Below are 22,077 nucleotides of genomic sequence, written 5' to 3' on the forward strand. Positions count from 1 at the left end.
CGTAATGATTAAGAGATATAAATTCTTGTATAAAGTTTTTCATGCTGCATGCAACGAATATCCTGTACAACACAACAGTTCCCTATCATGTCTGCATCCATATCCGACTGCTTATCAACCAGTTCTTTTATCAAAGACTGGAGTTTAAAGAGAATCTTCTGTCCGTCCATTTGACTGATCGGAACAAGCTTCGCGCAGTTTGTCACAATCCCATTCAACGAGTTATAGTAAAACGCACTTAAGGCGTCCTCTAAGTCGATATTTTGGGCATGCGCGTACATAGCAAACGCCATTGGGTAATGACCATGCGCTTCACCTGCTTGAATAGCTTCCAGATAGGTTTTGCAACGCCTTACAGACTGGAAACTCTCTACCACCTTTAAAAACCTGACCGCCAATTTCTTGCTGGCCTCTCTAATCTCATAAGGTGATTTAAGCGATGTAATTAAGCTGTCAAGTTCTACCAATTTCTGCTTCAACGCTTTCTTTTCACATATCTTCCAGGTTTCGTAGAAAAATGCGGCGTCGTTATAAAAGAAGTTATAGCGCAGCATCTTTTCGGCATAGACTTCGGTAGACCTGCTATCATGCACTATCCCCTTATGGATATAAGTTTCCAAACCATAGGAGTGGGTAAAACTTCCTATCGGAAAAACCGAATCATTGATTTGCAACAGCGTCAGTAATGGATTCATTCGCCTTGTTTTGCTAATGTTATATTAAATTTTGTTTTTATTGACCACTCATGCATTTTCAGCGTAAGCGTCTGTATAATCACACGTTCGCCCACTGTCACATCGTAGTTTCCCTTCTTCAACAACTGATGTATGGGCCGTTCATAAGCCAATATGACCTCTGCCTCTTCATTTATGTAGATAGGTAAATGGCGGTTGCCTATTTCAAAACAGACCGTCGCCATTTCCATCTTATTCCGTGGACGGAAAATGAGACAAAGGCAAGGTAATATACGCACAACGATACGTTGATTTTCATCTTCAAATAGGATGTCACCATCCCGCAGCGGTGCGCCGCTCAAATTTCGAAAGCCAATTTCCTGACCATCTACCGTACGCACTCTCAAAACACGTTTTTCGGTATCGAACCATTCTAATTCAACCTGATCAGTAGATTTCTCCAGCAGCGTATTATCTGCCCGTATATTACCCGTTATGCCATTAGATATGATCATTAAAATAAGAAGTAACGTTGTGCCATTGGCAGCTCCGCCAACGGTTCACAAGTTGCAAGTACGCCGTCCACTGTTACTTCATATGTTTCTGGATTCACCTCGATATTTGGTGTTGCGTCATTATGTACCATGTCTTTCTTCATAACTTTGCGACAACCCTCTACCGGCAAACTTTGTCTGGATAAGCCTAAAGACGCAATCGTACCGTTATCGATAGAAACTTTCGATACAAAATTGAAAGAAGTTTTGGTTTTAGCCTTACCATAATTGCCGAACATCTGACGATATATAATCGGCTGTGGTGTTGGGATAGATGCATTGGCATCCCCCATTTTCGAGCTAAGGATCATACCACCTTTAATAATCATCTCCGGTTTCACACCAAACATTTCAGGCTTCCATAGCACTAGATCAGCAAATTTACCAACTTCTACCGAACCAACATACTTATCGATACCATGTGCTTTTGCGGGATTGATCGTAAATTTAGAAACATATCGTTTTACACGGAAGTTATCGTTATTGTTGGCTTTATCTTCTTCTAGTGGTCCACGCTGTACCTTCATTTTGTGTGCTGTTTGAAACGTTCTGGAAATCACCTCGCCTACCCGTCCCATCGCTTGGCTGTCCGAGCTCATAATCGAGAAGACCCCCATATCCTGTAGAATATCCTCTGCCGCGATCGTCTGCGGACGGATACGTGAATCAGCAAAGGCCACGTCTTCTTTTACATTTTTATCCAAATGGTGGCAAACCATTAACATGTCTAAGTGCTCTTCAGCCGTGTTCACCGTAAATGGTTTTGTCGGGTTGGTTGATGCCGGGATAATGTTCGGATACATCGAAATCTTAATGATATCCGGTGCGTGTCCCCCGCCTGCACCTTCCGTATGAAATGTATGGATGACTCGACCATCGATCGCTGCAACCGTATCTTCTAAAAAACCAGCTTCGTTCAGCGTATCGGTATGGATGGCCACCTGCACATCATACTTGTCGGCCACCTTCAATGCCGCATCGATAGTTGCCGGCGTAGCGCCCCAATCCTCGTGTATTTTAACACCCAATGCGCCAGCTTCAATCTGTTCTTCGATAGGTTTCGTAGTGGATATATTCCCTTTACCGAAGAAACCGACATTAATAGGCAAATCCTCGAAGGCTTCTAGCATTTTGTGAATAAACCATTTACCAGAGGTAACCGTTGTCGCATTTGTTCCGTCCGCAGGACCTGTACCACCACCGATAAACGTCGTGACACCGCTATATAATGCTGTTTCCACTTGTGTAGGACTGATAAAATGGATATGTGTATCTACGCCGCCGGCCGTCAGGATGTAGCCTGCACCGCCGTGTACTTCGGTTGATGGGCCTATAACCATGCCCGGTGTCACTCCATCCTGTACGTCTGGATTACCCGCCTTACCTATTCCCACGATTTTACCATCTTTAATACCCACATCTGCTTTTACAATACCCCAGTGGTCGATGATAATTACGTTATTAATACAAAAATCGAGTACATCCTCATCACGCAAGGCACGTGCCGACTGCCCCATACCATCACGGATCGTTTTACCACCACCGAACTTATTTTCTTCGCCGTACACGGCGTAGTCTTTTTCAATTTCGACCAACAGTTCCGTATCTGCTAGACGAACACGGTCACCCGTAGTCGGGCCAAATAGCGAAGCGTATTTATCTCGTGGTATATATAAAGCACCGTCATCGTCATAATGAATCGACGATTTATCCAAGCCTAGTTTTTCGAGACCTAAGGCGTTTAGTTTTGTCGTAGCAACTCCTGCAGTTGCCAGTCCGACAATCTTAATCCAGTCTCTTCTGTTCCATTCTCCCATAATATGTTCTTTTAATTATTTAGAAGATTTAAAATTCTGTTTCTTCATTTTATCGATAGCCGAAGCTTTCACCTTCGCATTGGTATACTTACCATTGGTTAAGCCATTGAAACCGTGGATTTCTTTATTTCCACCAATTTCTACCAATATGACATTTTTCTTCTCGCCCGGCTCGAAACGGACAGCCGTACTCGCTGGAATATTCAGACGCATGCCAAATGCCTCTTCTCTGTTAAACTCCAAGTCTTTGTTCACTTCAAAAAAGTGATAGTGTGACCCTACCTGAATAGGTCTGTCACCTCTATTAGCGACCGATATCGTCTTCGTCTTATAGCCCACGTTGGCTTTGATATCGTCATTCTTCAAAAAGTATTCTCCTGGAACCATGTTCTTTGATTTTTAAGGTTAACGAATAGGATTGTGTACGGTTACTAATTTCGTGCCGTCAGGGAAAGTAACCTCGATCTGTACGTCATGTATCATTTCTGGAACGCCCTCCATCACCTGCTTTCTTTTTAGAAGTGTGGTGCCATACTCCATCAGTTCCGCAACGGTTTTGCCGTCACGCGCACGCTCCATCAGTTCCATACTGATATACGCGATACATTCAGGGTAATTGAGTTTCACGCCCCTTTTTAGCCTCTTAGCTGCAAGCTCGCCAGCGGTATGAAGCATTAGTTTTTCGATTTCACGTGGTGTTAAACGCATAATTGTTATCGATTTATTTTATTCATTTAATAATTTCTTTAAGCTATTCTATAACAATGGGATCGTAAAATAAGCTCCCAATGCCAACCTATTTAACTGCTGGCTCTCCATATTCATCTTATCTGCAAACGAAATGCTGTTGCCGATGTAACCTAGATAGAAACGCATGTCTTGGTTTCGGAAAGGTTTGTGTTGGAGCGCGGCGAAGTAGGTGTAGTTCTGCCTGAAATTTTTGCCGAGTTCTTCATCCTTCGTACTGCCAGCAGTCTCAACGGCACCTTTCAATGCGATTTCCCATTTATCGGTAAGAAATTGGTCATAACGTAGCACTGCCGATTTATAGACAATATCCTTTGCCAATACCCTATCGGATCCGGTATAACCATAAAAGTCGCTGATACCGTTGGAAGCGATTAGCGCATGGTCTACCCCCATATGGGAGTATTGCAGATCCAGGTACACCATTTGCTTATCCGTTTTGTACTTGTTCGCTAGCGAAATGGCCTGGTTGGTATGTTTATCCGCAAACTGCGACAGGTGATAAGACCATTTTGTATGTACTTTTTGATCGGCAAAAGCACCCACCCAGGTAAAGTAAGCACCCATAGGTGTTTTCGACCGCTCCAAATCGCCTAGCTCAAAGCCATTGTTCACGATATGTTCATTAAAGCTGTTGTTCACGGTGTTATGCACCTGCACGTGAAAAGAATGATTTGGGTTTACGTGATAGCCGAACTTTGCTCCCGTTACGAACAAGTTCAATATACGATCGACGTAATCGGTGAATATAAATTCATAAATTGGGTTGTTTTCAAATTCGTACGATCCTACCATCGCACTTTGCTTACCTATCGTCACATCCCAGTTTCTGTTCTTACCGAATTTGTACTCGATCAACGCGAAATCCAGTGCGTTAGAACCATTATCCAAGGAATTTTGAGTAAATGGACGGTTTAAACGAAGTCGAACTTTATACGATAAATGATCGTTGTAATTTCCGTGAAGATGGATACGGATCTCCTCCATTTTTGCCCGGGTAACGGCATCATCCTTCCCCAGGTTGTCACCAAGAAGCGCCCCCCTGAACAATACGTCGAAATTAAATAGCTTGGATTGGTCAGGCTCATTTTCAGATGTATCCTGGACGGCGGCCGGACGCCCACGCCCAACATCTAATTTCCCATTGCCCCCATTCGAATAACCGGCTTTTACCAAAAAACCCAGAGCAAAACACAAAAAAATTCTCTTCATGTACCGTAATTAAAATAACTTTTCACAAGTATATTACGGATTTATAAGAATCACATTAATGTGATATTAAAACGAAATTAGAAAATCAAACCGGTATTTCAATGGTTACACTTGTCCCTTGGTTTTCAACCGAAGAGATCATGAGCTTAGCACCGTGTAGATCGAAAATATTCTTCGCTAAAACAAGCCCAAGCCCGTTTCCATATATTTTTCCGACGTTCGACGCCCGGAAAAAAGAGTCAAAAATATGAGGTTGATCCTGCTGAGGAATACCGATGCCATCATCGGTAATTTTTACCGTAACGTTTTTTAAATGACATTGTAATGAGACGGTCACCGTATTATCTTCACCATATTTACAAGCATTAGATAATATATTACTAAAAGCGATATAGAACAAATCCGGGTTGACAAATACGTTCAATCGATGGCTTTCCTCGGGAATATTCGAAAAGTCCAAGCGGATACGGGATTCTGGGCTCACAGCCTTTTCATTGCGTTGTACATCGTATAACAATTCATCGATCCGTATGAGTTGCTTATTCTCTATTTTTCTATCGAAGCCAGAACGCGAGAGCAACAAAAGATTATTGACGATCAGCTCCATTTTATTTGCTTGCTTCGAGATCGTTTCTATCGAATAATAAGCCTCATGCTGCTTAGCCAGACTCTGTAATGCCAGCTCTGCTTCTCCCCCTATAATGGTAAGTGGCGTGCGCAAGGAATGTGAGGCGTTGCCGATAAAACTCTGTTGTGATTTCACCGAAATATCCAAACGGTTCATCATCGAGTTAAAATTGGCAATCAATGTACCTATCTCATCGTTTTCATTATTGAACTTATTCTGAAGACGTGTATCCAAATGAGAAATGTCGATCTGGGTAAGATCGTTGTTTATCGCCTGAATAGGTACCAGCAATTTATTGGCGAAATAGAAGGATAAAAGAAAAATCAATGCAGTGGCTATCAGTGCTCCCGATACCACCGTTCTGTCTAATGTGCGTTGTTCCCCATGCCCGTATTCATCTATTCCCTCAGAAATAACCAACAGATCTTCCTTATGCAGCGAATCTACGAAGAATACCGCTACGTACGACGTTTTGCCATGAAGATACTGGGCTTTGCCGTTCACAATTGCCTCCGTATAAAAAGATTCGGGCATGGGTAAGTTGGGCTTAACCCTAATGTTGGTGCTATCCTTTACAATCCGCAGAAGATAATCTTTTCCCTCTGACAGCTGTGCCAAGTACTTACGCCTTACTTCATAATATATCTGATTATTGTACGCGTCGTTCTGAACGATATGATTTCCGACGATGGTAGCATTCTCTTCCAACCGATGGTAAAATTTAGTCTGCAGGCTATCACGTGTGAAATAGGATACATAGATCGCAAATGACATGATATAAAATATCGAGATTGTCGTAAACAATAAGATGATGCGTGTCTTAATTTTCATTTCTCAACACATAGCCCATGCCGATTACCGTATGGATCAGTTTCTTTTCAAATGGATGGTCAATTTTTTTTCGCAGATAGTTTACATACACATCCACAACATTTGTGCCCATGTTAAAATCCATATTCCACACCTTCTCGAGGATATCCACTCGGGATAGTACTTTATTTTTGTTAATAAGCAGATATTCCAATAACCGATATTCCGTCGCAGTCAATATGATGGATAAATCACCACGGGTTACGGTCTTACTGTCTCTATCAATAACGAGATTATCAATAGAAATAGTATTCGGTGTAGAGTTCCTGTTGTTTGCACGACGGGAAAACCTATTTACCCTCGCACGCAACTCATCCAGCTTAAAAGGTTTGGTCAGATAGTCATCTGCATCACGATTAAACGCTTCAACAATATCTTCTGTTTGGTTCAATGCACTGAGAATAAGAATAGGAACCTCTTCATTGGCCATACGTATATTTTTACACACGTCCAATCCATTCATTCCCGGCAGCATTACATCGAGAATAATCAAATCATAGTGATTCAATCCAGCCATTTTGAGACCGGTAAAGCCATCCATGGCAATACTGATACAATGATTCTCTCCCTTAAGCGCACGCTCTATCAAGGATATAACTGATGGTTCATCTTCTATTAGAAGTATTTTCAAACTTCCCCTCCTTTAAATAATTAAAATGATTCAGCACTATACTGACACAACATGTTAAAATATACCTTTTTTAATGGCTCTTCATGTAATCATTTGAGAGGTAAATATACATTTTACACGTTACGGAGGTGTACTCTTTGGTTTCTTTTTTTTATGTTTCTATTTTTTTACGCTAAGCTTACGAAAAGCGACAAATACTACTCGACAAGTTTTACCCAAACTAATTACAAAAATACGTACCTTTGCCCTGTTTTTATTTTGAGAAACTAAAATTATGCAAAATATTTATTCATCCCGACCATATGCTGCTATTACCGCTATCGGCGGTTATCTTCCCCAAGGACGAAGAACCAACTTCGATCTGGAACAGGTGTGTGACACATCGGACGAATGGATCGTAAAACGTACTGGAATTAAAGAACGTCGTATTCTGGAGCAAGGGCTGGCCACTTCCGATATGGCGGTTATGGCAATCCGGGATTTGTGTACACGTTACGACAAAGATATTTCTGATGTAGATGCCATTATCGTCGCAACCTCAACACCCGACGTGTTGATGCCCGCCACTGCAAATATCATTGCCCGGAAACTGGATTTAAAAAATATATGGGCTTTCGATATGAATGCCGCTTGTTCAGGATTTTTATATGCACTGGATATGGGCGCGTCGTTAGTGGAAACGGAACGATATAAAAATGTACTTATTGTCGGCGCCGATAATATCAGTGCATTTGTTAATATTAATGATCGCTCCACCAATATTCTTTTTGGAGATGGAGCTGGGGTTGTCTGGTTGGAACCTTCTGCAGAAGAAGGTGTCATTGATGCCTTTATGCAGAGTAATGGCGACGGGCGTGAGTTCCTAAACATTGAAGGTGGCGGCTCCTTGTACCCTACCAATGACGAAATCTTTACGGATGAACGAAGATATTTGCGACAAGACGGAAAGGTTGTATTCAAACAAGCGGTACAATCGATGAGCAATGCCTGCAGAAATGTACTTAAACGCAACCAATTGGATATAGAACAAGTAGACTGGTTGGTACCACACCAAGCGAACAAACGTATTATCGATGCTGTGGGTAAGGAAATTAATATTCAAGAGGACAAAACATTGACCAATATAGAATATCGTGGCAATACGATTGCAGCGACCATTCCCTTATGTATTTGGGAGAATATTAAATTGATACAAAAAGGAGACTTATTGATGTTGACTGCGTTCGGCGCAGGGTTCTCCTGGGGGGCCAGTTTATTGCGCTGGATGATATAGTGGTTAGTCATAAGAAAGATTACAAAATATTTGTTTTTTAACCAAAACAACCTTATCTTTGCAGCATCATAATTTAGGTTTATAATTGGTTAGCTAAAGGTTTTCATTCTCCCCGTTTGAAAACCTTTTTTTATGGCTTATCAAAACATTTTTATACATTTAGCTCTTAAAATAGAAAAGACATACTAAAAATAATATTTAACAGATGAAACGTACATTTCCGGCCTTTTTGTTATTATCAACAGCGTCATTAATAGTCGCTTCTTGCAATAGTAACGGAGCTTCTCACACGTCAGATGAAAACGCTGTTACCGACAGTGTTTATCCCCCTGTAGAAAAAAACAAACCTAATACAGACTATCAACCTGCTTTTGAAGGGCAGACGCGAGCTCCCGGAGTTAAAACACAGACTCCCTACGAGAGCCAAGTTGTGACAGATAAACTTAAATCTCCTTGGGGAATTGCCGTACTGCCGGACGGTCGCCTGTTAATTACCGAAAACGAAGGCAACATGCGCATCGTGTCCGATACAGGCGAAGTAAGCGAGGCGATTGGTGGTATCCCGAAAGTAGATGCACGTGGTCAAGGTGGGCTTCTTGGGCTTACGCTCGATCCTGATTTTGCGTCAAACAGAATGGTATACTGGGTATTTTCCGAACCCGTAACTGGTGGGAACCATACGGCAGTCGCCAAAGGAAGGTTAGCGGACGATGAGAAATCCATCGAAAATGTACAGGTCATTTACCAAGCCTTGCCGACCTATGATGGACGACTTCATTATGGAGGACGTATTATATTTGATAGAGAAGGCAACCTGTTCGTAAGTACCGGCGAACGTTCCGACTTAGAAACAAGACCGCAGGCACAAGATCTCCAATCTGCCTTGGGAAAAATTCTCCGCATCACAAAAGATGGTCAGCCGGCACCTAGTAACCCTTTTGTTTCAAACAGCGAGGCTCGCCCGGAAATTTATAGCTACGGAAATAGAAATGTTCAGGGATTAGCACTGCATCCTGAAACCGGAGATTTATGGTCTACGGAATTCGGCCCTCGTGGGGGCGACGAACTTAATCACATCGAAGCAGGAAAGAACTACGGATGGCCTATTATTACCTACGGTCTGGAGTACAGCGGAAAAGAAATAGGAAATCCGCCTATCCAACAACAAGAAGGATTGGAACAGCCTGTTTATTATTGGGATCCTGTATTGTCACCAAGTGGCTTAATGTTTTATACACACGACGCTATTCCAGAATGGAAAAATAATTTGTTTAACGGCGGCCTGAGCAGTACGCATATTGCAAGACTGGTTCTAAAAGATAATAAAGTGGTGGGAGAAGAACGCTTCTTGGCGAAAGAAGGACAACGTTTCCGTGATGTAGCCCAAGGTAAAAATGGTGAAATATTTGCTATTACAGACGCTGGCAGACTTTACAAAATATACAAAAAAAGCTAGTCGGTCTTTATTTTAAAGGTTTTAAGACGGACGCTTCAAGAGGTGTCCGTTTTGTTTTACAGTCATTCACGGTTTGAAAAAATTAGTACAACTCTATATCAACTCCTATAGGGGTTTATCTACCGAAGCTTGGTTATTGGCACTGGTGATGCTGATTAACCGTACGGGATCCATGGTAATTCCGTTTCTAAGTATGTATATGGCTTCTGAACTACACTTCAACAAAGCGCAAGTCGGCATGGTGTTAGGCTGCTTCGGGTTAGGATCCGTATGTGGTTCCTGGCTGGGCGGCTGGTTAACGGACCGATTGGGCAATTTCCGAGTACAAGCGACCAGTCTATTACTCACGGTTCCTATTTTTGTTATACTTCCACAGTTCAGGACCTTTGAGAGCCTAGCAGGCATGATCTTCCTGTTGACCCTTATCGCTGACACATTTCGTCCCGCCAACTCGGTTGCTGTCGCCCGGTATGCCAAACCGGAAAACCTGACCAAAGCCTATTCCCTCAATCGTATGGCGGTCAACCTCGGCTTTTCTGTAGGCCCTGCATTGGGCGGTTTCCTAGCGATGATTTCCTATAGCTGGATTTTCTATGGAAATGCTATCGCTGCTTTATCGGCCGCAGTTGTCTTTCTCATCTTTTTCCGGAACCGCAAGCCTCGGTCGACTATACATATGCAACGAAAAGAAGAAAAAGTAGTAGCGAAAGACGACCGAAATGCCTATTTAGACCCACCTTTTATCGTTTTCAACATCTTCTGCTGCTTGTTTTCGATGGCCTTCTTCCAATTACTGAGCACAGTTCCCTTATATTATAAAGAAGTTATCCAGCTTTCCGAAGTGCAGATCGGGATGCTTCTAGGTTTTAATGGCTTCAGTATCGTCGTATTTGAGATGCTGTTGGTGCACGGTGTCGAACGACGCTTTACCCCACGACAGGTCATGATTTTCGGAACAGCAATTGCAGGGGCTTCCTATTTCATGCTGTCTTTTCCCTTGGGCATCGCCTGGTTATATGGCGCGATGTTTATCCTTTGTGTTGGCGAAATGCTTACGCTGCCCTTTACAGCCACCATCAGCGCATCCCGTGCCACACCAAATACACAAGGTGCTTATATGGGATTCAATTCGTTGGCATTCGCTTCTGCCAATATTTTTTCACCCTATCTGGGTACATACATCGCAGAACATTTCGGCTATCAGAACCTATGGCTAGGTACCGCTGGCGCGTTGATTTTTACCAGTATTGGTTTTTCATGGATATTGAAGAAATTATAATGTAGTGTTATCCTACCCTATATTTCTTTCATAGGGTACACGCGTGGCGATGGATCGCCCCAATGTGATTTCATCGACATATTCCAATTCACCGCCAAAGGCAATACCTCTTGCTATCGTACTGATTTGTACCTCAAAGCCTTTCAATTTTCTATATAGGTAGAAAATAGTGGTGTCACCCTCCATTGTTGCGCTAAGAGCCAAAATAATTTCCCGGACCTCACCGTTCTTCAATCGATCCATAAGTGCTTCTATCTTGAGATCGGAGGGCCCTACCCCATCCATCGGTGAAATAAGCCCACCAAGTACATGATAAACACCTTGATATTGATTGGTATTCTCGATAGCCATCACATCCCGTGTATCCTCCACCACACAGATTGTTGCATGGTCCCGTTTTACTGATGTACAGATTTCACATATCTCATGATCAGAAATATTGAAACAGGTTTTACAATAACGAATCTGTTCTTTAAGTTGATCTAAGGAGTGTGTGAAGCGGCTCACATCGCTATTTGATTGTTTCAACAAATGCAACACCAGACGCAGAGCGGTTTTTTTTCCAATTCCGGGCAAACGCCCAAATTCATCTACTGCTTGTTCTAAAAGTCGCGACGAAAAATGCATGTACAAAAATAAACAAAAAAATCCCTATCTTGGAAATCTCAACAAGTGGAATCATATATATGGTTAGAGAAGATAAAATAAGAAGTTCATTTGCCAACAAAACCTGGCAAGAAATAAAAGTAAAAGACTCTTGGCAAATTTTTAAAATCATGGCAGAGTTTGTTGATGGTTTTGAAAAATTAGCTAAGATAGGCCCTTGTGTATCTATATTTGGGTCTGCACGAACCAAGACCGACCACAAGTATTATGAAATTACCGTAGAAATAGCACGCTTGCTTGCCGACAAGGGATATGGTGTGATTTCCGGTGGCGGTCCCGGGATCATGGAAGCCGCCAACAAAGGTGCGCACGAAGCAGGCGGAAAATCGGTAGGTCTCAACATCGAATTACCCTTTGAACAGTTTCACAACAAATACATAGATCGTGACAAGCTTCTCGAATTCAATTATTTCTTTGTTCGGAAGGTCATGTTTACCAAATATTCGCAAGGGTATATCGTTATGCCAGGCGGATTTGGCACCATGGACGAGCTGTTTGAGGCCATAACATTAATCCAAACGGGAAAGATAGCCAAATTTCCCATCGTCTTGGTTGGCACCGAGTACTGGAAAGGGCTGTTTGACTGGATTGAGCACAGCATGCTAGGGAATGCATACATCTCTGAGGAAGATCTGAAACTTTATCGCTTTGTCGATACTGCCGAAGAAGCTGCCGATCATATCTTCCGCTTCTATGACAAGTATTTAATGAAACCAAATTTCTAATGGTTGAATGTTTAATTTGTTTTTGGGGCATTATTGCCCCTTCATTAAACTTTCTCCCTGCGAAACCGTTCTACTACCAATACGTCATAATGCATCGTTTACATAATATTTAACACCTATGTTTGAGTGGCTAGAAGAGCTCCCTATTCAAAGTGTACTCGTGTCCATCTTGTGTGGCGCGGTGGTAGGCTTCGAACGAGAATTTAAAAATAAATCTGCGGGTTTCCGTACCATTATCCTGATCTGCCTAGGGTCTACGATTTTTACATTAACATCCCGCATGGGTAATATTTCGGACGATCGTATAGCCGCCAATATTGTAACGGGAATTGGTTTCCTCGGTGCTGGCGTCATTTACCAAGGTAAGTTTACAGTGCAGGGGTTGACAACAGCCGCCGTCATTTGGTCTATGGCAGGCGTAGGCATGATGATTGGTTTTGAGAACTACACCTTCGGTCTCATTCTTACCGCATGTATGGTGGTTGTCCTGTCTCTGTTTCAAAAGATGGAAAACTTACTGGCCAACATTTATTTTATAAGGACCATCCACGTTACCTTTCAAAACATCGAAGTATCCCGTTTGGGTGAATTTGAAAACTTCATGAAGGAATTCAAAGTAAAGCCGCAACGCAAAGGCGTAGAAAAACATGGCGAACATCTAACCGTAGTTTACGAAATAACAGGTAGACAATACAATATCCGTCGTGCGAACGACGCCATTATCTCCTTAGATTATGTGTATTCGTTTAATAACCTGGGCTAAGCAAGCCTTCTCATTACTGGATATAAGCATATGTAATACCATCCCCCCCACGATCGGCATGCTCGTCATCAAAATGCGAGACGTGACTATATTTCCGTAGATAATCTCGAATAAATTTACGGAGAATGCCATCTCCCTTCCCGTGTAAAATCTTCAAGGAAGGGTAACCGATCATCACCGCGCGATCTAACACCGTCTCCAGCTGTCGTAACGCATCTTCCGTCCGCATTCCTCTAACGTCGAGCTCCGGTTGAAACTCTGCTGCAGATTCTGTGGAAATCGTTTTGTGTTTCTTGATCACTTTCGCTTTTTCCTTTCCTTGCAATTTCACGACCTTATTTTTCTTCACAACGGTGCGCAACTCGCCTAGCGCCAAAATCAGATTACTCCCTTTCGAAACTTCGATTACCTGCGCTTCCGTATCAGCGTCCAAAATCTTCACCCAGTCGCCAACTTTGATAGAAGCATCAGCCTCCGCAACTGCCGTTTGTTTAGTTGTTGGTTTTTTCTCAGTGTGCTTGTCGGCTTCGGCATGCAGACGACGCCGTATGTCCTTCGTCTTTTCCTTATCCGCCTGTACCGATTTAATCTCGGCAACCGTATTCTCAATTAATTTGTTGGCGTTCTTTAGAATCTGGCGAGCCTCCTCCTTCGCGTCCCTAAGAATCTGCTTCTTATTTTCTTCCAGATATCCCCGCAAGCTTTCGTATTCCCCTTTCAGTCTTTCCAATTCACGTTCGCGCATGGCGATGGCAGTCTTGGTGTCATAAATCTCCTTTTTATCACGTTCTAAGTCCACTAATAAGGTGTCTACTTTTTTCTGACGGGCACCGATTTTATCTTTTGCAGCATCCAAAATTTCTTTGTTCAGGCCTATTTTCTGCGCAATTTCAAAAGCATAAGAGCTACCTGGTTTTCCAACCTGCAATATATACAGCGGGCGCATTGCAACATTATCGAATAACATCGAAGCATTTTCCAGGCCCCCTGTATTACTAGCAAATACCTTAAGGTTAGAATAGTGGGTGGTTATCACACCACGCACCTCTTTTTTGTTCAGTACTTCCAACACGGCTTCGGCAATAGGCCCTCCAAATAATGGATCAGTACCTGTACCAAACTCGTCGATCAATACCAAGGTACGGGCATTCGCGAACTCCGTAAAGTATTTCATTTTTGAAAGATGAGCGCTGTATGTACTCAGGTCGCTTTCGATAGACTGATCGTCGCCAATATCAGCAAATATTTGGCGGAAAACACCTAACTTAGAAGTCACTTCTGCTGGGATGAGCAACCCCGACTGCACCATCAGTTGGAGCAAACCGACTGTTTTCATACAAACGGACTTTCCCCCGGCATTCGGCCCCGACACCAGAATTACACGGTCTTGCTGATCGATCTTGATATTCAAAGGAACCACGGGCGGATGACTTTCCTTACGGGCATTTATTAGTAATAACGGGTGCCGCGCGTTAACCAAGTTAATCTCCGCCTCTTTTGACAATTCCGGCATTTCCGCTTCCATGTCGATGGCAAACAACGCCTTCGCCCGAACAAAATCAAGCTTGCTCAATAAGCCGTGATACGCCAGCAATAACGGAACATGCGGACGCAACTCAGTGGTAAGTTCCGTCAATATGCGAATAACCTCTCGCCTGCGCTCAAAAGCTAAGTCCCTTACTTTATTGTTAAGGTGGAAAACCTCTTCAGGCTCTATATAAGCAGTTTGTCCAGTAGCAGATTCATCATGTACAAAGCCCTTTAGTTTACGCTTGTTTTCGGCAAGTATAGGGATACACAAACGGCCATCCCGGATCGTTAAGTTCCCATCCGCTGTCCAGCCACTATTTTGCGCTTGTTTAAATACGTGATCAATACGCTTGCGAGCTTCCTGTTCGCTTTTAAGTATCTGTTGCGTCAAATCTAGCAACAAGCGGGACGCATTGTCTTTCATTTTTCCCCGGTCGTCTATCACCGCTTCAATCTGCCGAATAATTTTCGTTTCGATAGGGAGATGTTCAAACAGTAGCTCCAGATGCACATATTGACCTTCCCGTTCATTGAAATAGCGAATGACAGCGTACACCGTGCGCAGCGATAACAAAATACGGTGAAACTCCTCCTCCGCTAAAAAAGAACCTTCTACACGAACCTTTTCCGCCAACGGCTTTATAGGATAAAGATGGTCCACGGGCAGCGGGGCATCATTAATCAGCAAATCCTTAAATTCCTGTGTTTGACGAAGAAACCTATCTATTTGTTCAAGTTTTACCTGAGGTTGAATTTTCTCCACCATCTCTTTTCCGGATTCACTCAAACATTTATCTTTTATTAGGTCTTTAATCTCCATAAAACCTAATTTATCTATCGCATTTTTTGGGAAAATCATAAATTCCTTAATTTTCAAGCGGCTTCGCTTCTACTTTCTGTGGTACGGGACCCCGAATTGGAGTCGGTCGGACTCGCCGGGATGTAGCGGCTGGTTTCTGTTCGACAGATACCGAATTAGACTCTACTTGAGACTTTCGTGGTACATCTGCATGCGGTTCATCCGCTTCTTTGGATACGGTGGGCTGAATCGTTGGTTGATACGTCTGAATAGCATACAGCCCGGCCCCGTCCATAAAATCTTTTTGATGAACGCGATATGTCAACGGTATCGTATCAGCGTGTACCTCCAGAATTAATCTACGAGCAGTCTCTTTTAAACGCTGATATCGTTGCACCACCCGTATGCTGTCCGAAATCCGCGCATTTTTCAACGAATCCGTTCGGCGGTAGTCGTCCTCATAGGCGTTTAACTTTTTCGTTATTTCCACGTAAAGTTCTTTAGAAGCTATAGGGTTACCTAAATAATAAGCTATATTTTCTCTAAATCTCACCGAATCAATACCGTAGTTTTCAAATACCTTTCCATACAGCCCGTCAATAACTTGACGCGTGCTATCCACAGGCAACGTGTTCAGATAGCCATCTACCAGATGTACCTCTGTCATTAAGTCTATCATCGTCTTCTCCGAAAGGGTTCCTTTCGGCTTCGATCTATTACAGGAAATCATCAAAAAAAACGACGACAATATAATAAGTATTAAGCGCTGCATTTCGTAAGTTTGTACAAAATTACAAAAAGGCATTATAATAATCACTTTTTTCAGTTTCTGAACGTTTGAAATTACACCAAAATGAGTATTGCAACAAATATTGAATCTTTACAAATCGACCTCAAACCCATCGGTGTCACCCTTGTAGCTGTTTCCAAAACGAAATCTAATGAAGAAATCATGGAAGCTTACGCCGCAGGTCAGCGCATATTTGGCGAAAACATGGTTCAGGAAATGGTAGAAAAATATGAAGCTTTACCTAAAGATATTGAATGGCATCTTGTTGGTCATCTACAGACGAACAAAGTGAAATATATCGCTCCCTTTATATCGATGATACAGTCTGTTGATTCGTTAAAAGTTTTAAAAGAAATTGATAAACTTGCCGGCAAGCATAACCGGATTATCGATTGCCTGCTGCAGGTGTACATCGCCGACGAAGCTACTAAATTTGGATTCGATCATGCGGAACTTATCGAAATGCTCCGTAGTGAGGAATTTCCGAGATTACAGCATATTCGTGTACGCGGGCTTATGGGGATAGCTACCAATACAGAAAACGAAAAAGTCATCAAAGAAGAGTTTTATGAACTAAAGATGCTGTTCGATGGCGTCAAAGCAAGCTTTTTCCGTAAAGCAGAGACGTTTGACACCTTATCGATGGGCATGTCGTCAGATTACAGCCTGGCGATAGAGCAAGGCGCGAATATGGTTCGGCTGGGCAGTACGATTTTTGGCAAACGTATTATCAAACACTACAAAAACAAAGACTAAAAATGCCAATCGGTATCTTCAGATTATTATAAATGGTAACGATTAGAAAAGCAAAGCAAACAGATTGTCCGGCGATGATGGCATTAATCCACGAGCTCGCCATTTACGAGAAAGCACCAGACGCCGTGACGGTTTCCATGGAGGAATTTATGGAAAGCGGATTTGGTTCTTTACCCGTCTGGGGAGCGTTTGTCGCGGAGCGTCAAAGTAATATTATAGGCCTTTCACTTTTCTATATCCGTTATTCGACATGGAAAGGTAGGCGCTTATATCTGGAAGACCTTATCGTAACCAAAAAGGAACGAGGACACGGTGTCGGGAAAAAATTGCTCGACCGGACGATAGCCTATGCCAAAGAAAACAAATATAGCGGCGTGATGTGGCAGGTGCTCGATTGGAACACGCCGGCCATCAACTTCTATAAGAAATACGAGGCTGAGTTTGACGATGAATGGCTCAACGTATCCGTAAATTTTAACGATTGATGAAAAAAAAAATTATATTTAGCATCGGACTGGCTACCTCGCTGTTGGCCAGCAGTTGCATCGGTAGAAATAATCCGCAGGAAAATCTACCCGCGTCGTCGGACGGGCTTACGGCCGTAACCGACACCCTGGATTATCACATCGAAGTTTTCAAAGAAATAAGTCCCTATTTTTCCGGGGACGGGGCAACATTGGATACGACCTATTATGCCGCGCGTTTTCCCGTATTTTCGTCCGAAATCGATTCCTTGGTTCGAGATGTTGTTTTTATAGATGGTGAGCATAATGCAAGCCAAGTGGCAGAAAGCTTCCTAGGTGGATTCAATGAATATGCAGAAGAACAGATAGAAAGCGAGAATCAGGCGTTTCATGCTTGGTTTAGGAATCAGAATTGTGAAGTCGCCTTGAACGTACGCGGTTTTCTAACATTAAAAAACGCCATCAGTGAGTATACCGGAGGCGCCCATGGTATAGAAATTGAAGTCTGGTCCAGCTACGATATACAAAATAGAAAAAAGCTTGCATTAAACGATCTTTTTCAAGATACACTTGCTTTACAGCAAATTGTGGAAGGCTATTTCAGGAAACAGGAACAATTGAACGATACCAGCTCCTACGGAAGTGCTTATTTTTTTGAGAACGAAACCTTCACACTTGCAGACAACTTCGGTGTGACCCCGACAGGACTTTTGTTCCATTACAACCCCTATGAAATAAAATCATATGCCGAAGGGCCAACAACGCTGACCATCCCTTACCATGCGCTGGCAGACGTGACGACAGACACCGGTAAGCGCTTATTGGAAGCGATAAGTGAGCATCATAAGTAAAAATTAAAACGTTTTAATGCAAGTATTTAAATTTGGCGGAGCATCCGTAAAAGATGCGGATAGCATACGAAATGTAGCACATATTATAACAAAATACAAGCTGGGCGAACTGCTCGTGGTAGTCTCCGCACTTGGCAAAACCACGAATGCTTTGACCGAAGTCACCCAACATTTTGTTGACCAAACCGGGCAAGCCTTTGATCTGCTGGAAAAAGTAAAGCATGCACATCAACAGATTCTGACCGATCTTTTCGGTACAATCAATCATCCTATATTTGATGAGATTGCCAATTGCTTCGTAGAAATCGAATGGATACTGGAAGAAGAACCTCAAGATTCGTACGATTATCTGCATGATCAGATTGTCTCTACCGGCGAAATTGTATCGTCGAAAATCCTGGCTGCCTACTGTGCCCATACAGGTTTACCCATCAGATGGATAGACGCTCGAGACTATATTTTTACGGATAACACCTATCGAGAAGCCGAAGTAGACTGGCAAAAAACAGAAGATAAAATTCGCAGGGAAATGCCCACCATACTCGACGAGCAAATTATTATCACCCAAGGTTTCATCGGTTCCACCTCTGAAAACTTCACGACAACTTTGGGCCGCGAAGGCTCCGATTATTCCGCAGCCATATTCGCTGCCTGCCTGCAGGCCGATGATGTGACCATATGGAAAGATGTACCCGGTGTGCTCAATGCAGACCCCAAATGGTTTAACCCGACGGAACTCATTCCAGAGCTGTCCTATACCGATGCTATTGAGCTCACTTACTACGGTGCAACCGTTATCCACCCCAAAACGATTAAGCCGTTACAGAATAAAAAAATCACCTTAAACGTGCGTTCTTTCGTACATCCAGAGGAGTCGGGAACACTCATCCGTACAACGAACGACGGGCTACCTATACCCTCTTTTATTTTTAAAGTCAACCAGGCTTTTGTGAGTATACAGCCGCGCGACTTTTCGTTTATCGTAGAGGATAATCTAAGCCATATATTCAACCTGTTCCATAGCCATCGTATCAAAATAAATATGATGCACAACAGCGCCATCAGTTTCTGTGTTAGTATCGACAATACCGGAACGAACGTGGACGCACTATTAGAAGAACTGGAAAAACGCTATAAGGTAAGTGTAGAAAAGGGCTTGGAGCTGATTACGATCCGTTATTATAATCAGGAAACGGTTGACCGGGTATTGGTAAATAAAAAAATTATCCGGGAGCTTAAAGACAGCTATACCTGTCAACTTTTGGTCAAGGAATTGTAGAAGTTGTGCATGATGGGTGATAAGTTATAAATGATGAACAACAGCATTTTATCATCGGAGGTCCAAGCCTTTATCCGCCGGCATGCACATGAAAATGCCAGCAGCATCGCTTTGAAAACGAGTCCGTTTGCGAGCGTATCTTCGTCAGAGCTTGCTCAACAAATAAATGGTTGGCAAAAGGTAAGCACCAAAATACCGGAATGGTTGGAACAGGGCGAAGCACTATATTTTCCCAAAAAGCTCAATCTGGAGCAATGTTCATCTGCAAGAACCGGAAAATTCAAAGCATCCCTCCTTTCATCAAACAGTACAATGTTGGACTTGACTGGGGGATTTGGCGTGGACAGTTATTATTTCGCACGACAGGCGAATAAGGTGGTACATTGTGAAATCAATCCGGAGTTATCACAAATCGTAGCCCACAACTTCTACGAATTAGGCATAGACAACGTACAATTCCACACCGGAGACGGTATCGCATTCTTAATTCCATCTCGTGAGCGGTATGATTACATTTACATCGATCCGTCGCGAAGGGTGAACAACCAAAAGGTCTTCCGATTGGAAGATTGCGAGCCTAATATCGTTGCCTATCAATCCTTATTTTTTGAACATTCCGATAAACTCATCACCAAGCTGGCACCTTTGCTCGACATCTCGGGGACACTAAATGTACTGCCACATCTCAAAGATGTCTATGTCATCAGTATTGAAAACGACTGCAAGGAATTACTGTTTGTCCAGGAAAAATCCTTTCAAGGTACACCCAGTATTCATGCCGTGCGTCTGTCGACGGACGAACCGCAGATTTTCTCTTTTAACTATATACAGGAAAAACAGGCAGCACCGGTATTGGGCGAACCGACAAACTTCTTATACGATCCCGATGTCGCGATTACAAAAGCCGGTGCTTTTAAGTCTATTGCTATCACTTTCGGCCTACAGAAACTGCATCAGCACAGCCATTTGTATACCAGTGAAAACATCGTTACCGAATTTCCCGGACGCATCTTCCAAATACAACAAGTTGTGCCGTTTTCCGTGTTTAAAAAGAACATTGCCATTACAAAAGCGAATATCGTCGCAAAAAACTTTCCGTTGAAAGTAGAGGAAATCCGAAGGAAGTTCAAAATTAAAGATGGCGGAGAGGATTATTTATATTTTACAACACTATTTGATGATAGACTTATGGTCGTCTATGGTAAGCGAGTTGTTTAATCCTACCTTACCCACCCTCATATCACCTCAATCACGGTACCTTCTTCTAAAGGGTGTGATACACAAATTAAACAACGGCCGTTTTCCACTTCCCTATCCGTTAACACCTCGTTATAATCCATGCGCACGCTGCCCGCAGTACATTGTGATATACAGGTACTACACATACCAGACTTGCAGGAATAGGGCAGTTTGATTTTATGTTCCAGTCCAACGTCCAATACAGTCTTATTATATGGAATAGTTAAATCATATTCCTTTCCCTGAAAAAGAAGTTTGATAGCATAAGACGTTACATCTATAGGCTCCTCGTCCTTTTCATCATCGTCTTCCTCCTCTTCGGGGAAATGAAACGTTTCCTTCTTTATATTACTGTCGGAAAACCCCATGCCCAATAAGGTAAAACGCACTAAATCCATATAGAAAACGGGACCACAAGTATAAAACAATACTTTACCATGTCCTGGCATCTGTTCCTGTACGATGCGGATGAGATACTCCCTATTTAGTCGCGCATGCAAAAGGTTTTTCGAACTGGAAAATATCCATACGATCTCCAATCGGTCAGGATACTGTTTCTGCCATTCCAGCAATTCCTCATAAAACACCGTACTCGCTATTGACCTATTGCTATACACCAAAACTACCTTAGTTTTATTTTCCTTGACCAACGCTGTTTTCAAAATAGAATAAAGTGGCGTTATGCCGACACCGGCAGCAAAAAGAAATACCGTACGTTCTATATCCTTTTGAGGTTCATAATAGAATAATCCTTGCGGTTCCAATACGTCAATAATATCGCCTATCCTGGTTTGATGATGTAATAAACGGGAAATTTCGCCGTTATCTACCCTTTTTACCGTTATGGCAAGCGGTTCGTCTACATCAGGTGAGCTGCTAAAAGAGTAAGACCTGCGTACCTCTCTGTCCCCAAAGGTGAAGGAAACCGTCAAAAACTGTCCTGGCTTGGGTTTAGGATAACTGCCAGACAGGTCTTTAAATATTACCGTAACGGTATCATTAGGTTGATATATAATATTGGAAATTTCAAATTTATACATACCATAAAAGTAGCTTAATTCTTGAAACTAGACA

21 protein-coding genes and 1 pseudogene are annotated in these 22,077 nt (G+C 42.6%); 10 read left to right on the forward strand and 12 right to left on the reverse strand.

The genetic code is table 11. From position 1 onward, the window contains the following. Window positions 1-8: 8 nt before the first annotated feature. The 8 genes and pseudogenes from G5B43_RS01840 to G5B43_RS01875 all read right to left on the reverse strand — a co-directional run bounded on the left by G5B43_RS01840 (window position 9) and on the right by G5B43_RS01875 (window position 7,133). Window positions 9-695: an urease accessory protein UreF gene (locus tag G5B43_RS01840; RefSeq protein WP_165293004.1), complete on the reverse strand. Its 687-nt coding sequence runs from the start codon at window positions 693-695 to the stop codon at window positions 9-11. Next, complete coding sequence (locus tag G5B43_RS01845; protein ID WP_240904688.1) at window positions 692-1,189, reverse strand: urease accessory protein UreE; 498 nt, start codon at window positions 1,187-1,189, stop codon at window positions 692-694. Before G5B43_RS01845 ends, G5B43_RS01840 begins: the two co-directional genes overlap by 4 nt. Further along, window positions 1,189-3,045: an urease subunit alpha gene (gene ureC / locus G5B43_RS01850; protein ID WP_165293005.1), complete on the reverse strand. Its 1,857-nt coding sequence runs from the start codon at window positions 3,043-3,045 to the stop codon at window positions 1,189-1,191. Before ureC ends, G5B43_RS01845 begins: the two co-directional genes overlap by 1 nt. Before the next feature lie 90 nt (window positions 3,046-3,135). Then, window positions 3,136-3,432, reverse strand: a pseudogene (ureB, locus tag G5B43_RS19310) (urease subunit beta); the annotation flags it as partial. 18 nt (window positions 3,433-3,450) lie between these two features. Then, window positions 3,451-3,753 (reverse strand): urease subunit gamma, encoded by a 303-nt coding sequence (gene ureA, locus G5B43_RS19315; RefSeq protein WP_105716306.1) that lies wholly within the window; start codon window positions 3,751-3,753, stop codon window positions 3,451-3,453. Window positions 3,754-3,801: 48 nt separating this feature from the next. After that, window positions 3,802-5,004, reverse strand: coding sequence for a porin (locus tag G5B43_RS01865; protein WP_165293007.1), 1,203 nt, complete (start codon window positions 5,002-5,004; stop codon window positions 3,802-3,804). An 85-nt stretch (window positions 5,005-5,089) separates the two neighbouring features. Next, a complete protein-coding gene (locus tag G5B43_RS01870; protein ID WP_165293008.1) occupies window positions 5,090-6,463 on the reverse strand; it encodes a sensor histidine kinase in 1,374 nt (457 codons plus the stop codon). Then, window positions 6,453-7,133 (reverse strand): response regulator transcription factor, encoded by a 681-nt coding sequence (locus G5B43_RS01875; protein WP_165293009.1) that lies wholly within the window; start codon window positions 7,131-7,133, stop codon window positions 6,453-6,455. Before G5B43_RS01875 ends, G5B43_RS01870 begins: the two co-directional genes overlap by 11 nt. Before the next feature lie 274 nt (window positions 7,134-7,407). Between G5B43_RS01875 and G5B43_RS01880 the strand changes: the two genes are divergently transcribed. The 3 genes from G5B43_RS01880 (at window position 7,408) to G5B43_RS01890 (ending at window position 11,141) form a co-directional block, all read left to right on the forward strand. Continuing rightward, a complete protein-coding gene (locus tag G5B43_RS01880) occupies window positions 7,408-8,406 on the forward strand; it encodes a beta-ketoacyl-ACP synthase III (protein ID WP_165293010.1) in 999 nt (332 codons plus the stop codon). A 205-nt stretch (window positions 8,407-8,611) separates the two neighbouring features. After that, entirely contained in the window at window positions 8,612-9,862 is a 1,251-nt protein-coding gene (locus tag G5B43_RS01885; protein WP_165293011.1) for a PQQ-dependent sugar dehydrogenase, read from the forward strand. A gap of 73 nt (window positions 9,863-9,935) precedes the next feature. Further along, on the forward strand, window positions 9,936-11,141 hold the full coding sequence (locus G5B43_RS01890) for an MDR family MFS transporter (protein WP_165293012.1): 1,206 nt from the start codon (window positions 9,936-9,938) through the stop codon (window positions 11,139-11,141). Between the two features lie 12 nt (window positions 11,142-11,153). On the opposite strand, the gene recR is transcribed toward G5B43_RS01890, so the two are convergent. Beyond that, a complete protein-coding gene (recR, locus tag G5B43_RS01895) occupies window positions 11,154-11,768 on the reverse strand; it encodes a recombination mediator RecR (RefSeq protein WP_165293013.1) in 615 nt (204 codons plus the stop codon). Window positions 11,769-11,827: 59 nt separating this feature from the next. On the opposite strand from recR, the gene G5B43_RS01900 reads away from it, so the two are divergent. Both G5B43_RS01900 and G5B43_RS01905 read left to right on the forward strand, forming a co-directional pair. Next, window positions 11,828-12,532 (forward strand): TIGR00730 family Rossman fold protein, encoded by a 705-nt coding sequence (locus G5B43_RS01900; protein WP_165293014.1) that lies wholly within the window; start codon window positions 11,828-11,830, stop codon window positions 12,530-12,532. Window positions 12,533-12,650: 118 nt separating this feature from the next. After that, window positions 12,651-13,295 (forward strand): MgtC/SapB family protein, encoded by a 645-nt coding sequence (locus G5B43_RS01905; RefSeq protein ID WP_165293015.1) that lies wholly within the window; start codon window positions 12,651-12,653, stop codon window positions 13,293-13,295. Between the two features lie 13 nt (window positions 13,296-13,308). Here the strand turns inward: G5B43_RS01905 and G5B43_RS01910 are convergent, their stop codons facing one another. Beyond that, the gene (locus tag G5B43_RS01910; RefSeq protein WP_165293016.1) at window positions 13,309-15,684 is read right to left on the reverse strand and encodes an endonuclease MutS2; all 2,376 of its coding nucleotides are present in this window, start codon (window positions 15,682-15,684) and stop codon (window positions 13,309-13,311) included. Between the two features lie 7 nt (window positions 15,685-15,691). Beyond that, window positions 15,692-16,396, reverse strand: coding sequence for a DUF4296 domain-containing protein (locus G5B43_RS01915; protein WP_165293017.1), 705 nt, complete (start codon window positions 16,394-16,396; stop codon window positions 15,692-15,694). Window positions 16,397-16,477: 81 nt separating this feature from the next. Here G5B43_RS01915 and G5B43_RS01920 point away from each other — a divergent pair, with 81 nt between their 5' ends. Genes G5B43_RS01920 through G5B43_RS01940 form a run of 5 tightly spaced genes read left to right on the forward strand, consistent with a single transcriptional unit; the run spans window position 16,478 to window position 20,982 of the window. Beyond that, window positions 16,478-17,170, forward strand: a complete 693-nt coding sequence (locus G5B43_RS01920; protein WP_165293018.1) for a YggS family pyridoxal phosphate-dependent enzyme — start codon at window positions 16,478-16,480, stop codon at window positions 17,168-17,170. 32 nt (window positions 17,171-17,202) lie between these two features. Further along, on the forward strand, window positions 17,203-17,655 hold the full coding sequence (locus tag G5B43_RS01925; protein WP_165293019.1) for a GNAT family N-acetyltransferase: 453 nt from the start codon (window positions 17,203-17,205) through the stop codon (window positions 17,653-17,655). Continuing rightward, complete coding sequence (locus G5B43_RS01930; RefSeq protein ID WP_165293020.1) at window positions 17,655-18,485, forward strand: DUF3298 and DUF4163 domain-containing protein; 831 nt, start codon at window positions 17,655-17,657, stop codon at window positions 18,483-18,485. The genes G5B43_RS01925 and G5B43_RS01930 overlap by 1 nt, the downstream gene beginning before the upstream one ends. Before the next feature lie 16 nt (window positions 18,486-18,501). Then, a complete protein-coding gene (locus G5B43_RS01935) occupies window positions 18,502-19,764 on the forward strand; it encodes an aspartate kinase (RefSeq protein WP_165293021.1) in 1,263 nt (420 codons plus the stop codon). A gap of 30 nt (window positions 19,765-19,794) precedes the next feature. Continuing rightward, on the forward strand, window positions 19,795-20,982 hold the full coding sequence (locus G5B43_RS01940) for a class I SAM-dependent methyltransferase (protein ID WP_240904689.1): 1,188 nt from the start codon (window positions 19,795-19,797) through the stop codon (window positions 20,980-20,982). Window positions 20,983-20,999: 17 nt separating this feature from the next. Here G5B43_RS01940 and G5B43_RS01945 read toward each other — a convergent pair whose 3' ends face one another. Further along, window positions 21,000-22,043: a ferredoxin--NADP reductase gene (locus G5B43_RS01945; RefSeq protein WP_165293022.1), complete on the reverse strand. Its 1,044-nt coding sequence runs from the start codon at window positions 22,041-22,043 to the stop codon at window positions 21,000-21,002. Window positions 22,044-22,077: the final 34 nt, after the last annotated feature.

Origin of the sequence: Sphingobacterium sp. SGR-19 (assembly GCF_011043555.1) — a bacterium.
In the GTDB taxonomy this organism is placed as follows: Bacteria; Bacteroidota; Bacteroidia; order Sphingobacteriales; family Sphingobacteriaceae; genus Sphingobacterium.

Coding starts and splice junctions, on each gene's coding strand:
- ureA (WP_105716306.1), bottom strand. CDS start 3,753: ATGCGTTTAACACCACGTGAAATCGAAAAACTAATGCTTCATACCGCT.
- G5B43_RS01910 (WP_165293016.1), bottom strand. CDS start 15,684: ATGATTTTCCCAAAAAATGCGATAGATAAATTAGGTTTTATGGAGATT.
- recR (WP_165293013.1), bottom strand. CDS start 11,768: ATGCATTTTTCGTCGCGACTTTTAGAACAAGCAGTAGATGAATTTGGG.
- G5B43_RS01905 (WP_165293015.1), top strand. CDS start 12,651: ATGTTTGAGTGGCTAGAAGAGCTCCCTATTCAAAGTGTACTCGTGTCC.
- G5B43_RS01925 (WP_165293019.1), top strand. CDS start 17,203: ATGGTAACGATTAGAAAAGCAAAGCAAACAGATTGTCCGGCGATGATG.
- G5B43_RS01840 (WP_165293004.1), bottom strand. CDS start 695: ATGAATCCATTACTGACGCTGTTGCAAATCAATGATTCGGTTTTTCCG.
- G5B43_RS01945 (WP_165293022.1), bottom strand. CDS start 22,043: ATGTATAAATTTGAAATTTCCAATATTATATATCAACCTAATGATACC.
- G5B43_RS01920 (WP_165293018.1), top strand. CDS start 16,478: ATGAGTATTGCAACAAATATTGAATCTTTACAAATCGACCTCAAACCC.
- ureC (WP_165293005.1), bottom strand. CDS start 3,045: ATGGGAGAATGGAACAGAAGAGACTGGATTAAGATTGTCGGACTGGCA.
- G5B43_RS01865 (WP_165293007.1), bottom strand. CDS start 5,004: ATGAAGAGAATTTTTTTGTGTTTTGCTCTGGGTTTTTTGGTAAAAGCC.
- G5B43_RS01915 (WP_165293017.1), bottom strand. CDS start 16,396: ATGCAGCGCTTAATACTTATTATATTGTCGTCGTTTTTTTTGATGATT.
- G5B43_RS01900 (WP_165293014.1), top strand. CDS start 11,828: ATGGTTAGAGAAGATAAAATAAGAAGTTCATTTGCCAACAAAACCTGG.
- G5B43_RS01870 (WP_165293008.1), bottom strand. CDS start 6,463: ATGAAAATTAAGACACGCATCATCTTATTGTTTACGACAATCTCGATA.
- G5B43_RS01935 (WP_165293021.1), top strand. CDS start 18,502: ATGCAAGTATTTAAATTTGGCGGAGCATCCGTAAAAGATGCGGATAGC.
- G5B43_RS01885 (WP_165293011.1), top strand. CDS start 8,612: ATGAAACGTACATTTCCGGCCTTTTTGTTATTATCAACAGCGTCATTA.
- G5B43_RS01880 (WP_165293010.1), top strand. CDS start 7,408: ATGCAAAATATTTATTCATCCCGACCATATGCTGCTATTACCGCTATC.
- G5B43_RS01845 (WP_240904688.1), bottom strand. CDS start 1,189: ATGATCATATCTAATGGCATAACGGGTAATATACGGGCAGATAATACG.
- G5B43_RS01940 (WP_240904689.1), top strand. CDS start 19,795: ATGATGAACAACAGCATTTTATCATCGGAGGTCCAAGCCTTTATCCGC.
- G5B43_RS01930 (WP_165293020.1), top strand. CDS start 17,655: ATGAAAAAAAAAATTATATTTAGCATCGGACTGGCTACCTCGCTGTTG.